Genomic DNA, 14,642 nt, shown 5'->3' with positions numbered 1-14,642 from the left:
ATGTCAACGCATTGGTGACAACGCCTGCTTTAGACAAGCGTGCGCACACCGTTCGGACCACCCAGAATCAGCACATCCGCAGGGCGGATCGCAAACAGGCCGTTAGTCACAACACCCGGAATCTGGTTAATACGGTTTTCCAGCGCCACCGGATCGGTGATTTCCAGCCCGTGAATGTCGAGGATAATATTGCCGTTATCCGTGGTGAAACCGGCACGCAACACCGGCTTGCCGCCCAGCTTGATCATTTCACGCGCCACCAGCGCTTCTGCCATCGGAATGACTTCGATCGGCAGCGGGAACTTGCCCATCACCTTCACCAACTTGGTGTCATCGGCGATGCACACAAACTTCGCACTCGCACCCGCGACGATCTTTTCGCGGGTCAAAGCACCGCCACCGCCCTTGATCAGGTTGAGGTTTTCGTCGGACTCATCCGCGCCATCCACGTACAGCGACAGCTCCCCGGCTTCGTTTAAATCCAGCACGCGGATACCGTGGCTTTCCAGACGCTGGGCGCTGGCGATGGAGCTGGCTACCGTGGCTTCCACCTTATGCTTGATCCCCGCCAGCAGGTCGATGAAATGGTTGGCGGTCGAACCTGTACCAATCCCGACGATCATGCCCGGCTGGACATAGGCTAATGCGGCTTCTGCTGCCGCTTTTTTCATAGCATCCTGACTCATAAACTTTCCTGTGATGTTGCAAAAATCTTTCTCAAGCCCGAGTTTGCAATATACTAGCGCACACGTAAAGGCACAGCCGCAAAAGTTGGAACCATGAACAAATCGCTGATCAAACGCATCCTCACCGCCCGCGTCTACGACGTGGCTATCGAAACCCCACTGGATCGGGCGCGTAGCCTGAGTTCACGGCTGGGCAATGAAATCTTCCTGAAGCGCGAAGACTTGCAGCCAGTGTTCTCCTTCAAGCTGCGCGGCGCATTCAACAAAATGTTCCTGCTAACCCCGGAAGAACGCGCTCACGGCGTAGTCGCTGCCTCCGCAGGCAACCATGCACAAGGCGTAGCGCTGTCCGGTTCCAAGCTCGGCATCAAGACCACCATCGTCATGCCCAAGACCACCCCGGAAATCAAAGTCAACGCGGTCAAAGCCTTTGGTGGCAATGCGGTATTGCACGGCAACTCCTACGACGAAGCCTACGCCCACGCCCGCGAACTCGAACGCGCACAGCACATGACCTTCGTGCACCCCTTCGACGATCTCGACGTGATCGCCGGGCAAGGCACGATTGGCATGGAAATCTTGCGCCAACATTCCGACCCGATTGACGCGGTATTCCTGTGCGTCGGTGGCGGCGGCCTGATTGCAGGCGTCGGCAGTTACCTCAAATACCTTTACCCCGACATCAAAATCATCGGTGTAGAACATGAAGAAGCGCCCACCCTATACACCTCCTTGGCAGCAGGCGAACGGGTACAACTCGCACAAGTGGGTACGTTTGCCGATGGCGCGGCGGTAAAGTTGGTTGGCGAAAACACCTTTGAAATTGCCCGACACGTTGTCGACGAAGTAATCTTGGTCAGCACCGACGAAACCTGCGCCGCCATCAAGGACGTGTTTGAAGACACCCGTACCCTGCTAGAACCCGCTGGCGCATTAGCCGTGGCAGGCATCAAAAAATACGTCGCCCGCGAGCAAGTGCAAGGTAAACACCTGATCGGCATTGCCAGCGGCGCGAACATCAACTTCGACCGCCTGCGCCACGTCGCCGAACGTGCCGAGTTGGGCGAAGGCCGCGAAATGTTGCTGGCAGTGACCATCCCCGAACGCCCCGGCAGTTTCCGCGAATTTTGCCACGCCATCAGCAACCGCACCATCAGCGAATTCAACTACCGCTATTCGGATGCGCACGACGCTCAAGTCTTTGCCGGAGTGAAGATTTCCGGCGGCAAGCCAGAACGCGAAACCCTGTTGCAGGACTTACACACACGCGGCTACTCCTTCACTGACCTGACCGATAACGAAGTCGCCAAACTACACTTGCGCTACATGGTCGGCGGGCATTCCAGCGGCGCGAAAAACGAAGTACTGTACCGCTTCATGTTCCCGGAACGCCCCGGCGCGTTACTGCACTTCCTCACCAGCATGAGCGCGGGCTGGAACATCAGCCTGTTCCATTACCGCAATCATGGCTCGGATTTTGGGCGCGTGTTGGTCGGCATTCAAGTCCCGCCACAGGAACGCGACGAGTTCTGCGAGTTCCTCAACAAGCTGGGGTATGAGTATTGGGATGAGACCGAAAATCCCGCTTACCAGCGCTTCCTCGGATAATCTGATCTGTATTTGTCTGAACCGGGATTCATCGGATTAGCATGATTAGTGTGATTCAGCGTGTGCTCGCATCATAGTTAATCATCTTAATCCGACGAATCCAGGTTCAGAACCTTCCATTCTCCCGGTGCTAGCGCCGCATCCAGCACCCATTCACCAATCCGCTCGCGATGCAGCGACCCCACCCGATTTCCCACTGCCGCAAACATACGCTTCACCTGATGGTATTTGCCTTCGGAAATCGTGATCCGCGCCTGCTGGTCGGGCAGGATTTCCACCTCCGCAGGCTTGGTCAGCCCCTTTTCGCCATGCAATTGCACCCCGGCGCGTAACTGTTCCGCGCCCTCTTCCGTCAGCGCCCATGCCAGCGTTGCCAGATAGGTTTTCGGCACATGGCTTTTCGGGGCAGTAATGCGGTGCAACCAGTCGCCATCATTGGTCAACAGCAACAAACCTGTCGTATCCTTATCCAAACGCCCCACTATCCGCAGCGTCTTGCGGTGCGGATGATCAATCAAATCCAACACGGTCTGATGCTCAGGGTCTTCCGTGGCACTCACCACACCTGCCGGTTTATGTAACATCAAATAAATATCACCCGGCAAGGTAATCAACGCATCATCCAACGTCACTGCCGCTGTTGGGTCAATGTGCGTAGAGGTTTTGGTGATGGTTTTACCCTCAACATCCACCCAACCACAACGAATGGCTTGTTGAGCATCCACCCGCGTAATGGCGGCGGCTTGACTGACGAACTGATCTAAACGCATAGGATTTTACTGCTATAATGGCGGAAAAAATCCATAACAATAAAGGAAAGTACTCATGAAACTCAAAGACTATCTGCGTATCCTCGCCCATTACGACGGTTCCGACCTGTACCTCACCGCCGATCTCGAACCCAAAGCCAAATTCCAAGGCAAACTCAAAGCCCTCGATAAAGTCGTCATGACCCCGGAAATGCTCAAGGACATGGCTTACGAGCTAATGAACAAAGAACAGCAGCAGCAGTTTGAACACAAACCCGAAATGAACCTCGCCATCAGCGAAGAAGGCGTTGGCCGTTTCCGCGTCAATATTTTCAAGCAGCGCCACAAAATCGCGATGGTCATCCGCAATATCAAAACCGACATTCCCAACGCCGACAAACTCGGCCTGCCGCAAGTGCTCAAAGACGTGATCATGGAAAAACGCGGGCTGATCCTGTTCGTCGGCGGCACAGGTTCGGGCAAATCGACTTCACTCGCCGCACTGATCGACCACCGCAATGCTTCGGCTGACGGGCATATCATCACCATCGAAGACCCGGTGGAATACGTGCATCCGCACAAAAAATGTATCATCAACCAGCGCGAAGTCGGCGTCGACACCGACAGCTACGAAGATGCGCTGAAAAATACCCTGCGCCAAGCGCCCGATGTGATCCTGATCGGTGAAATCCGCGCCCAAGAAACCATGGAACACGCCCTAGCCTTCGCCGAAACAGGCCACCTGTGCCTGTCCACCCTGCACGCTAACAACGCCAACCAAGCGCTCGACCGCATCATCAACTTCTTCCCCGAAGAACGCCGCCACCAATTGCTGATGGATTTATCCCTCAACCTCAAAGCCTTCGTCTCGCAACGCCTGATCCCCACCATTGACGGCAAGCGCGTTGCCGCCATCGAAATCCTGCTCGGCACACCGATGATTCGCGACCTGATCATGAAAGGCGACGTGCACGCCATCAAAGAAATCATGGAAAAGTCCGAAGAACAGGGAATGCAAACCTTCGACAGTCACCTCTACAAGCTGTATCTGGCAGGGCAAATCTCACTGGCAGAAACCTTGCGCAACGCCGATTCCCCCAGCAACCTCAAGCTCAAGATCAACCTGTCGGGGAATCTGGCGAAACCACGTCCGACAGCAGCGGCAGCAGCACCTGAAGCCAAATCCACGGCCGCAAGTGCTGATTTCATGGCAAATTTGTCGCTGGAACCAAAACCAGAGGTGGAACTGACGTAAGTTACATCCGCTCCATCACCCCAATCCCCAGCAAACCCAAGCCGGTTTGCAGGGTTTGCGCGGTCAGGTTTGCCAGTTGCAAACGGCTATTACGCACCTCTTCCACCACGCCATCCTTGAGGATCGGGCAGGCTTCGTAGAAGCTCATGAAATTGCCCGCCAGCTCGTACAAATAAGTACACAGGTGGTTCGGCAAGCCTTCTTTCGCCACGCTATCCGTCGCTTCGGTGAATTGCAGCAGCTTCATCGCCAAGGTACGTTCAGCCACTTCATGCAGCGAAATCTTCGCCTCCTCCCCTGATAAGGGGAGGCCGGGAGGGGTTTCTTCTGCCTTTCTGAAAATGCTTTTGATGCGAGCGTAGGCGTACTGCAAATACGGCGCGGTATTGCCCTCGAAACTGAGCATGGATTCCCAGTTGAAGATGTAATCCGAGTTGCGGTTTTTGGAGAGGTCGGCGTATTTAACTGCGCCGATACCGACAGTGCGGGCAATGTCATGGCGTTCGATTTCGTCGAGTTCCGGGTTTTTATCGGTGACGAGGGTGAAGGCGCGTTCTTCAGCTTCTGCCAGCAAATCTACCAACTTGACCGTACCGCCAGTGCGGGTTTTGAAAGGCTTGCCGTCTTCGCCGAGCATATTGCCGAATGGCATGTGTTCGAGGGAAATGGTGTCACTCGCGAACCCGGCTTTACGTGCCAACAGGAACACTTGCTGGAAATGCAGCGCTTGACGGGCATCGGTGAAATACAGCGCACGATCGGCCTTCAACGTGCCGCTACGGTAACGCACTGCCGCAAGGTCGCTGGTGGCGTACAGGTAGCCGCCGCCGGTTTTCTGCACGATGATCGGGGTAATGCTGCCATCCTTGTTCTTGAATTCGTCGAGGAACGCGCACTGTGCGCCCTGATCTTCCACCAACAAGCCCTTGGCCTGCAAGTCGCTGACCACGTTGGCAAGGTCGGCATTGTAGGCACTTTCCGGCATCACATCCGCACGGGTCAGGCTCACACCCAGACGCGCGTAAATGGCCTCACAATGGTGTAGGGAAATGTCGATGAATTGCTGCCACAGTTGCAGGCATTCCGCATCACCCGATTGCAGTTTCACCACGTAATCACGCGCAGCATTGGCGAAATCAGGCTCAGCGTCGAAGCGCTGCTTGGCTTCGCGGTAAAAGGTTTCGAGGTCGGATAATTGCATGGAAAGCTCGCCGCCCTGCGTTTGCAGGCTGACCATGTGCGCAATCAGCATCCCGAATTGCGTGCCCCAATCACCGACGTGGTTTTGGCGAATGACTTTGTGGCCTTGGAATTCCAGTACCCGTACCACAGCGTCGCCGATGATGGTGGAACGTAGGTGGCCGACGTGCATTTCTTTGGCAAGGTTGGGTGCGGAATAATCCACGACGATGGTTTGGTCTGTAGGGGCGTATTGCATACGCCCTCCCCCCAACGCCCCACTCAACCACTCGTTTTTCAGGTGGATATTGATAAAGCCCGGCCCCGCGACTTCGAGCTTGTCGGCGAGGTCAGACAAATCCAGCGTTTCCAGCAAGCGGGTGGCAAGTTCACGCGGGTTGGCTTTCAACTGCTTGGCGGCCGCCATCACGCCGTTGGCCTGATAATCGCCGAATTCGGGGCGGGCGGAAGGTTTCACAATGGCAGTTACGGTAGCCGGTGCGCCGAGGGTGTGCAGCGCGGCGGTCATGCGGTCATCAAGCAGTTGGCGAATATTCATCAGGCTCTTTTCAGGTTTGGGCAAAAGGGGGATTTTAGGCGGCTTGCCTTGTAGAATCCAATATTCTGAACCTTGATTTGCAGGATTATGGGATTCGCATGATGAAAGCACTGACCTTGCCGGACGGACGCACCCTGAATTACACGGTACGGCAATCGGCGCGGGCGAAGTATTTACGGATGCAATTGCACCCCAACAAGGGTCTGGTGGTGACGCAACCAGCAGGCATCGGGTCGCGCCAAGTACACGATTGGGTCAACAGCCAACTGGCGTGGGTGGCGACTACCCTGAGCAAAATCGAGCGCGAAACGCCCCCCGCGACTACCGATTCCCCCTTGCCCGAACGGCTAGAATTGCTGGCAAGCGGGGAAAGTCTGCGGGTTATTTATACGCCGACTGCCCGCAAGAATATTGGGCTGGATTACGTGGCACACCACACCCTGACCCTTTCCGGGGCGATCAGTGACCCGGAACATTGCCAATTTGCGTTGCGCCATTGGTTACGCGGCTATGCGCAGCTCCATCTGGGCAAGCAGTTACAGCAACTCGCGGAAGAAACCGGGCTGCGTTACACCCGTTGCAGCGTCAAGGGGCAGCAAACCCGCTGGGGAAGCTGTTCCTCCAGCGGCAATATCAACCTGAATTACAAGCTGATGCTGCTGCCGCCAGAATGGGTGCGCTATACGCTGATCCACGAGCTGTGCCATACGGTGGAGATGAACCATTCCAAGCGGTTCTGGGCACTGGTAACGCAGTTTTCGCCGGGTTACGAAGCGATTCATGCCGCGATGAAAGGGGCGATGGGGCGCTTGCCGGGGTGGGTGAATGGGGCGTGATGCCTACGCTAGCGGACGTTTGTGGCCATTTTCGTCGATGGCGACGTAGGTGAAATCGGCTTCGGTCACTTGCCAGCGCAGTTCGGTATCGCTGCCGTGCCACAGCGGTTTGACCCACACTTGCAGGTGCAGGGTGATGGAGGTTGTGCCGATTTTCAGCACGTCACCGTAGCAGCACACTACGTCGCCCACGTTGACGGGGCGGATGAATTTCATGCTATTGACCGCCACCGTTACCACCCGGCCTTTAGCGACTTCTTTGGAAAGGATGCCGCCTGCGATGTCCATTTGCGCCATGATCCAGCCGCCGAAGATGTCGCCGTTGGGGTTGGTGTCCTTGGGCATCGCGAGGGTGCGCAGGATCAGGGTTCCGCGTGGGTGGGTGTTGTCGGTGGTCATGGGGTGGCTCCGGTAGCAAGGTGTTGTTGGAGTTCGGCGAGTTCAGGGTCGCGGCGGTGGTAGCCGGTGGCGGTAATCAGACGTTCGGCTGTGGCGATGTGTTCGTGAAGAGCAAGAGGGCGTATACAATACTCCCCTACGTCCGTCCCCTGTAGGGGCGTATTGCATACGCCCTCTTCCTGCTCCGCCAGCATCAACCGCGCCATCTCCAAATGATAATCCGTCAAAAACAGCCGCATCCCGCTGGGTTCGGCGATCTCGAAGACTTCCTGCAAGTCCTGCCGGGCGCGGGCAACGTCGTGCGCGTAGCGGAAAAAGGCAGCGCGGGCGAGCAGACCGCGTGGTAAATGATGTTGCGCTCCCGCTGCCCTCAAACCCGCCACCGCCTGCTCCAGCCACCCTTTGGCTTCGCTCAGGGAGCGGGCAGCGTGCTCTTGCTCCTCCCCTGATAAGGGGAGGCTGGGAGGGGTTTCTTCGACGGCTTGCTGCAAATGCGCCCGTCCGAGTGAGAGTTGATCCAGTGCAATACCCAGCAACCAGCCATTTCGCTTCGCAACTTCAAGAGCAGACTCCGACCGCTCCAATACCGCAGCCGTTTCCCCCTGCACCAGCAGCAGATCGCAGTAGCGGAAACCTCCCAGCGAATACAAACGTGGATAGCCAGACTGGCGTTCCTGCTGCAAGGCTTCGGCCACCTGAAATAGTTCACGAGCTTGCGCTACCTGCCCGACCTGATGCAGGACATCTGCGTGGGTGGTGCATTTTGACATACGATGGAATAGTTCCCCGGATTTATCAGCATACGCCACACTCTGCGCAGCACTGCTGAGTGCCTCAGTGAGATCGCCGAGGGTGAGTTGCAGTTCGCTGAGGTTACTGGCTCCTTTGGCTGCTTCTTTCCAGTTCTCCTGCTGAACCGACATTTCCACGTTTGCCTGCATCGACTCCATCCCCTCACGCAGCCGCCCTAGTGCACGTAACACCGCTCCCACAAAATTTAGCATTAAAGCTTTGTCAGCATCAGCCAAGCCCGCAGCGGGTGTCTGCCACGGTGTGGTGAAGAAATGCGCCACGGTAGCAAGGTCATCGCTGAATGCCCCGAGTTTTTTGACATTATAAAACTCATCCTCGCGCTGGATACGAGGCCAGTAAACCTCATCAAATGCCTGCTGATGCAACCCCGCCGCACACCCATGCGCCACCGCACTGAACAGCGGCTGCATTTCTTCCAGCGTATCGGGCAGTTCCTTCTCCGGCAGGGCTTTGTAGTAGTCGTACAGCCGTGCATGTGCCTGTTGCCATACGTCGGGGTGCTGGGTTTGCAGTTGTTTGCCGAAGTATTCGCGGATCAGTGGATGGCAATCGAGGTCGCCGCCGCCGTCATGCTGTGACAACAGGTGATGTTCTTCGCGCAACCCGGCAATGGCTTCCAGCCAGTCGTCTTCATCAATGCCTGCGGTCAGGTGCGGAATCTGTGCATCCCACAGGACTTGCAGCACGGCCTGTTCAATGGAGTGGTCGAACAAGCCCAGTAAATGCAGCAAAGCCAGTTCCGGTTGATCAGCAAACCAGTCTTCGTAGGCTTGCATGACCTTGAAGGCGTGGCGGCTTTCCTTACTGCCCGTGGATTTGACCAATGCTTTGAGAGTGTCGCGCTTTTGCACATCGCCCTGATAGCGCAGCCGCAACACATTACCCAGCAGGGTGAGGGCGAGGGCATGACAGCCATATTCGCGCACGGTTTTGCTCAGTTCGGTTGGCTTGCCCTGCACACCGAGCGATTGCAGCAGTTTTACCCCATCCACAGGGGCGAGATTTTGCAGATCATGGGAAACCACGGCGGCACGGTCAGCCAGCTCATACACCGCAATCCGCGTGGTGATAATGCACAGGCCGTTACTGTGCCCCGCCAGATTTTTCAGCAGTTGGCGGATGGCGCGGTCTTTGAGTTCGCCGCGCATCCCGTTCCCGGCATGTTGCAGCGGCTCCAAACCATCCAGCACCAACACACAACGCTGGCGGCGCAGCAGGTCGGCGAGGTGTTCGCCCTTGTCTTCCTCCGTTACGAACCGCTCGCGGGTTGAGCCGAGTTTTTCAAAGGCATGGCTGAAAAACGGAGTGGCGGAGGTTTGTTTGTCTTCGCTTGCACCTTGCGAATAGAACGACCACGCGATCAGCGCGTCAATACCGTCAGTGTGGTCGAGCCAGTGGCGCAACAGTTTGGTTTTACCCGTACCGCCAGGAGCGATGAACTGGATGATGCGTGTTTCTTTAGCCCCTCTACCTCTGGGAGAGGGGTTGGGGTGAGGGTTCTCTTCGCCATACCAAGCGTCATTCAGCATTTGCAACTCAGCTTCACGTCCGAAGAAACCGCCTTTGACGGTGGGGAGGCGGTCGGAGTGGATGTGTGGAGCCGCAGAACTTGCATTGACAGGCGGCAGATGCTGTGTCTGCCCCGACATTGGTTTGATTGCCAAGGGTTGCCCGCTCAGGAGGCGCAACAGTTTTTCGTAAGTCTCCGCACGACCCAGGTCGTAATGTGAACCTGCCCGCAAGGGTTTAGGAATAAATTCGAGGTTGGTACTGGTGAAAACTATCGGAATGAATTTCTTGTTCAAACTGTCGTTATCGTAGATGTCTTGATAAGTCAGCAATGATTCCCACTTCACACCCTTGCCAACCCCCGGTTTTTCCTTGCGTTGTACCCGGTTCCAATAGGTTTCGGTGCAGATGACAAGCACATAAGACGCTTCGTTTAGCATCTGTTCCATCCACAGCGGCCAACCTTCTTCCGGTGAACCATTCAGATATTGGTCAATATCGCAATCAACACCGTTTTTATTCAAACGATCGGAAAACGCCAATACGTCCGCGCTGTGTTCCGACGAATCGTGGCTGTAACTGATGAAAACCTTGGTCTTTGGAAGTTCCGACATGTGAGCAAGCCCTGTTCACGTTGATGCAGGCTTGATCATAGCGTTTATCGGGGGGATTTTCTTCCACCAAATTGACCACCCCATTATTTGTTGCTATACATGACAACATGAGCGCAACACAACTGTACAAAGACCGATTTGATTACAATGACGGTTTGACTACTCCCCACGGCTAAAGCCGGGGGATTCCTAATTCACCGAGAACAGGACGACGACACCGAAATGCCATCGCCACTAACATTCTCTCCAAAGGCTAACACCGCCAGCCCGGCGGCTAAAATGTTACGTGCTGCATTCACGTCACGGTCGTGGGTTGTGCCGCATTCGGGGCACTCCCACGATCGCACGTCCAGCGGCATGTTTTCTTTCACGAACCCACAGCAGGAACAGCGTTTAGTGGACGGGAAGAATCTCCCTATCTCAACGTATGTCCTCCCGTACCAGCCAGCTTTGTACGCAAGCTGGCGAGTGAACTCACCCCAACTTGCATCCGCAATGTGCTTGGCTAACGTTGGGTTCTTAATCATGTTCTTCACGGCGAGGTTTTCAGCACAAACCACTTGGTTCTCGTTAATCAGTTTGCGGGACAACTTGTGCAAGTTGTCCGAACGGTCATCGGAAATTTTCGCGTGAACACGGGCGACCTTGCGTTTAGCTTTCAACCGGTTCTTGCTGCCGAGTGTCTTCTTGGCAAGACGGCGTTGGTACTTCGCGAGTTTAGCCGCGTGTTGTGCGGTGTGGCGGGGATTACCGGATTTAAAACCGTCAGAGGTAACGAACAAATCCTTGATGCCCACGTCAATGCCTGCCTTTTTATCGGTGACGGGCAACAGCGTGGGTTCAAATTCACACAAGCAAGACACAAAATAGCGTCCGGCCTGATCTTTGGAAACAGTAACCGTGGTGGGGTCAGCCGGAAGTGCCTGACTCCACTTGATATTCAGCGGTTTATCGCACTTCGCCAGTTTCAATTCACCGTCACGGTAGCTGAACGCGCGGTACGTGAATTCAGCCGATTGGCGGTGCTTTTTAGATTTGAAGACAGGGTATTTTGCCCGACCTTCAAAGAAGTTTTTGAACGCCGTTTGCTGATTCCTCAAGCATTGTTGCAGCGGAACACTGGAAACGTCGTTCAGGAAAGTAGCTTCAGGCAGTTTTTTGATGGCAGTCAGTTGGGAACTCGCTTTCGTGTACCCAACTTTTTCCTGAGCCTGATAGTAGGCATCCGTGCGGTAACGCAAGATGCTGTTGTAAACGTAGCGCACACAACCGAACGTCTGAGCCAGCAACGTTTCTTGTTGTGGGTCTGGGTAGAATCGGAATTGGTAGGCGCGTTTAGTTTTCATTATTCACAAAATATCGTATATTTCGTGAAGAGTCAACAACCGAAGATAGCAAACCAAACGGAGGAGCGAGAAGAGGGTCGGCTGTCGCCGACGCGCTATCCCTCCCCATGCCTAAAGGCAGGGGTATCTCGCGCACGACTGATGATTATCGAAGTGGTGGTATGGTAAGTCCCCCAACCCGTATTGGGCAGTCAGCATCATTACAAATATCGGCTCTTTTACGGTAATGCGGAACATAAACGCGTAATAGGCTACGACAACGAACGTCCCAAAGGCGACCATCGGCATTATGGCGAGCATGAAGAAGCCTACGTTTTCACAACGGTGGAACAACTGATGGCTGATTTTTTCGCGGACGTACAACGTATCAGGAGACAAGCATGAAAACACTGACTATCCGCATTCTGGATGAAGCTGCTGCCATACAGGATATGCAGCAGCGTTTTATCAATACTTGGGAGAGTGGCGAATATGCAGGCGAATTCCTGACATTTGAATCACCTGCCGCGCTGTTCCGCGCCATCACGCCTAAACGCTGGGAACTGATCAGCAAGCTGCAAGGGTTGGGGAAAGTCAGCCTGCGGGAATTGGCGCGACAAACCCAGCGGGATGTTCACCGCATTTACGATGACGTTAATTCCTTGAAAGCACTGGGTATAGTGGAGCAGGATGATAAGGGCATCAGTATCCCCTACCAGAAAATTCATACTGATTTCACCTTGAGCAGTGTAGCGGCTTAAGCCAAATACGCTGTAAACCATGACCTTCACCACCTGGCTTTCCCTCCTCGCCCTCTGCCTGATGGGCGCAATGTCCCTTGGCGCAAGCCTCGCAGTGGTGTTGCGCAATTAGACACTCCAACAGATTAATTTTCACTATTGCTCAATAACCTATTTTTTATGGTATTGTCAGGGCAGACGGCTAAGCAGCAGGGAACCATATGCCGACCGAAATCCGCTTTGGCGCATTTGTGCGCGAAATTACGCTCCAGCAAGAACGCATTTCCTACAATAACCTCACCCCCAAGGTGTGGCATGATGCCGACGGCGCTGAAATCCCCTATCACGCCCCCAAAATTCGCTTGCGTTGGGTGGATGCTTACCGCTTGATCCAGCCCTATATCAGCGCCCGCTTGCTGGAACAGGTGAAAGCGGTTGTGCCACTTGCCGCGTACCTGATGCTGTTTCAGGTCTTCATCCTCCAGCAAGCCGTTGCCGACGCGGGCATTATCACCGGCGGGTTGGTTGCGGTCATTATCGGCCTGATGTTTTTCATGGAAGGGCTGAAAGTCGGCCTGATGCCTTTCGGCGAAACCATCGGCAATACCCTGCCCGCCAAAGCCACCCTGCCGGTGGTGCTAATCATTGCCTTCATGCTGGGTATAGGTGTCACCTTTGCCGAACCGGCCATCGGCGCATTGGAAGCCGCCGGGCAAACCGTACAGGTCGAATCCGCCCCCTACCTTTACGCCCTGCTGAATGACTGGGCGGACATGCTGGTGCTGGGTATTGGCATCGGTGTCGGCGCTGCCGCCGTGCTGGGAACCTTGCGCTTGCTCAACGGCTGGAGCCTGAAACCGCTGATCTACCTGTCCCTGCTTCCCATCCTCAGTCTGACCCTGTACATGCAGCTTGACCCCGAACTCAGCAAAACCCTCGGGCTGGCGTGGGATAGCGGCGCTGTTACCACCGGCCCTGTCACCGTACCGCTGGTGCTGGCGCTGGGCATTGGCATTGCCGCCGCCGCCGGTAAAGGGCAATCGTCGCTATCGGGTTTCGGCATTGTCACCCTTGCGTCGCTGTTTCCGATCCTCAGTGTGCAACTGCTGGCGCTCTACCTCGATTTCACCACCACGCCTGCTGACATTATCGCTGCCGCCCACCATGCCCAGCGCATCGCCCCTGACCCCGCCTGGTACGCGCAAACACCTTGGCTGGAAATCATCAGTGGGGTGCGTGCCATTGTGCCACTGGTGCTGTTTCTGCTACTGGTCATGTGGGTCGTGCTGAAAGAACCCCTTCAGGAACGGGCGAAAATCACCTACGGTATTACCCTCGCCGTCATTGGCATGGTCATGTTCAATCTGGGTTTGAGCTATGGGTTGGCGAAACTCGGCGGGCAGTCCGGCGGGCTGATTCCGGCGGCCTTCATGGGCATAGAGGCGGTGACACACAGCCCGCTCTACGCAGCGGCTCTGGGGCTGTCACTGGCGCTGGCGTTCGCGTGGCTGCTGGGCTTTGGTGCAACGCTGGCAGAACCTGCCCTCAATGCACTGGGGCAAACGGTAGAAACCCTTACCAACGGGGCTTTCCGCAAAGCCGTGCTGATGTATGCGGTCTCCTTTGGGGTAGCGTTTGGCATTGCCCTCGGTGTCACCAAAATCGTGTTCGGCTTCAGCATCGTGTGGCTGCTGGTTCCCGGCTACTGGCTGGCGATTATCCTGACGTATTTTTCCAGCGAAGAATTTGTGAATATCGCGTGGGACAGCGCAGGCGTCACCACCGGCCCCGTCACGGTTCCGCTGGTTTTGGCAATGGGTTTGGGCTTCGGTAAAGCGGTGGAAGCAATTGAAGGTTTCGGCATCCTCGCGATGGCGTCGATCTGCCCTATCCTCTCGGTGATGACCACCGGTTTGTGGATACGCTGGAAAGTCAGCCGCAAGCAACGCTACTATAGCAAACCCCCCACCGCAGCCAAGGTAAACCCTGCATGAGCAAACGTGAAATCGTCGTCCTCACCGATGTCGCCCTGATCACCGCCATCGTCCAGCGCGGCACGGCGGACGAAATCGTCAAAGCCGCGCAGGAAGCCGGGGCGCAAGGTGCCAGCATCCATTACGCCCGTGGGCGCGGGGTACGCGAACGCTTGGGTATCATGGGTCTAGCGATTGAAGCCGAAAAGGAAACCATCAATATCGTGGTTTCCACCGACCAGCTTGACCGGGTATTTGAAAAAATGTATTTGGCAGGCAATATGGATACCCCCGGCATGGGCTTCATGTGGGTCACACCACTAGAAAAGGCTGCCACTTTCATTCCCCCGGAAATCGTCGAGCGCTTGACCCAACGCAAAACGCAGGACTAGGAGCC

13 protein-coding genes are annotated in these 14,642 nt (G+C 55.6%); 7 read left to right on the top strand and 6 right to left on the bottom strand.

Going from position 1 to position 14,642, the window contains the following annotated elements; genetic code table 11:
- Nucleotides 1–29: 29 nt before the first annotated feature.
- The gene (gene rpiA / locus J9253_RS19390; protein ID WP_210222478.1) at nt 30–686 is read right to left on the bottom strand and encodes a ribose-5-phosphate isomerase RpiA; all 657 of its coding nucleotides are present in this window, start codon (nt 684–686) and stop codon (nt 30–32) included.
- Nucleotides 687–779: 93 nt separating this feature from the next.
- On the opposite strand from rpiA, the gene ilvA reads away from it, so the two are divergent.
- On the top strand, nt 780–2,294 hold the full coding sequence (ilvA, locus tag J9253_RS19385) for a threonine ammonia-lyase, biosynthetic (RefSeq protein ID WP_210222477.1): 1,515 nt from the start codon (nt 780–782) through the stop codon (nt 2,292–2,294).
- 86 nt (nt 2,295–2,380) lie between these two features.
- On the opposite strand, the gene J9253_RS19380 is transcribed toward ilvA, so the two are convergent.
- Entirely contained in the window at nt 2,381–3,064 is a 684-nt protein-coding gene (locus J9253_RS19380) for a pseudouridine synthase (protein WP_210222476.1), read from the bottom strand.
- Between the two features lie 55 nt (nt 3,065–3,119).
- On the opposite strand from J9253_RS19380, the gene J9253_RS19375 reads away from it, so the two are divergent.
- Nucleotides 3,120–4,298, top strand: coding sequence for a PilT/PilU family type 4a pilus ATPase (locus J9253_RS19375; RefSeq protein WP_028488344.1), 1,179 nt, complete (start codon nt 3,120–3,122; stop codon nt 4,296–4,298).
- Between the two features lies 1 nt (nt 4,299).
- On the opposite strand, the gene argS is transcribed toward J9253_RS19375, so the two are convergent.
- Nucleotides 4,300–6,036, bottom strand: coding sequence for an arginine--tRNA ligase (gene argS, locus J9253_RS19370; protein ID WP_210222475.1), 1,737 nt, complete (start codon nt 6,034–6,036; stop codon nt 4,300–4,302).
- A gap of 98 nt (nt 6,037–6,134) precedes the next feature.
- Between argS and J9253_RS19365 the strand changes: the two genes are divergently transcribed.
- Entirely contained in the window at nt 6,135–6,872 is a 738-nt protein-coding gene (locus tag J9253_RS19365; protein WP_210222474.1) for a M48 family metallopeptidase, read from the top strand.
- A 3-nt stretch (nt 6,873–6,875) separates the two neighbouring features.
- On the opposite strand, the gene yciA is transcribed toward J9253_RS19365, so the two are convergent.
- The 3 genes from yciA to J9253_RS19350 all read right to left on the bottom strand — a co-directional run bounded on the left by yciA (nt 6,876) and on the right by J9253_RS19350 (nt 11,553).
- Nucleotides 6,876–7,271: an acyl-CoA thioester hydrolase YciA gene (yciA, locus tag J9253_RS19360; RefSeq protein ID WP_210222473.1), complete on the bottom strand. Its 396-nt coding sequence runs from the start codon at nt 7,269–7,271 to the stop codon at nt 6,876–6,878.
- Nucleotides 7,268–10,207, bottom strand: a complete 2,940-nt coding sequence (locus J9253_RS19355; RefSeq protein ID WP_210222472.1) for an SEFIR domain-containing protein — start codon at nt 10,205–10,207, stop codon at nt 7,268–7,270. The genes yciA and J9253_RS19355 overlap by 4 nt, the downstream gene beginning before the upstream one ends.
- A 194-nt stretch (nt 10,208–10,401) precedes the next feature.
- Nucleotides 10,402–11,553 (bottom strand): RNA-guided endonuclease InsQ/TnpB family protein, encoded by a 1,152-nt coding sequence (locus J9253_RS19350; protein ID WP_210221241.1) that lies wholly within the window; start codon nt 11,551–11,553, stop codon nt 10,402–10,404.
- 183 nt (nt 11,554–11,736) lie between these two features.
- On the opposite strand from J9253_RS19350, the gene J9253_RS21400 reads away from it, so the two are divergent.
- The 4 genes from J9253_RS21400 to J9253_RS19335 all read left to right on the top strand — a co-directional run bounded on the left by J9253_RS21400 (nt 11,737) and on the right by J9253_RS19335 (nt 14,637).
- Nucleotides 11,737–11,937 (top strand): toxin-antitoxin system TumE family protein, encoded by a 201-nt coding sequence (locus tag J9253_RS21400; protein ID WP_407701779.1) that lies wholly within the window; start codon nt 11,737–11,739, stop codon nt 11,935–11,937.
- Nucleotides 11,934–12,293 carry an HVO_A0114 family putative DNA-binding protein gene (locus tag J9253_RS19345; RefSeq protein WP_210222471.1) on the top strand — a complete coding sequence of 120 codons (360 nt, stop codon included), beginning with the start codon at nt 11,934–11,936 and terminating at the stop codon, nt 12,291–12,293. The genes J9253_RS21400 and J9253_RS19345 overlap by 4 nt, the downstream gene beginning before the upstream one ends.
- Before the next feature lie 200 nt (nt 12,294–12,493).
- Entirely contained in the window at nt 12,494–14,266 is a 1,773-nt protein-coding gene (locus J9253_RS19340) for a DUF1538 domain-containing protein (protein ID WP_210222470.1), read from the top strand.
- Entirely contained in the window at nt 14,263–14,637 is a 375-nt protein-coding gene (locus tag J9253_RS19335; protein WP_210222469.1) for a P-II family nitrogen regulator, read from the top strand. The genes J9253_RS19340 and J9253_RS19335 overlap by 4 nt, the downstream gene beginning before the upstream one ends.
- The last annotated feature ends 5 nt before the right edge of the window (nt 14,638–14,642 follow it).

Origin of the sequence: Thiothrix litoralis, from assembly GCF_017901135.1 — a bacterium.
GTDB lineage: Bacteria > Pseudomonadota > Gammaproteobacteria > Thiotrichales > Thiotrichaceae > Thiothrix > Thiothrix litoralis.
This window is presented reverse-complemented; position numbering and strand designations above follow the sequence as displayed.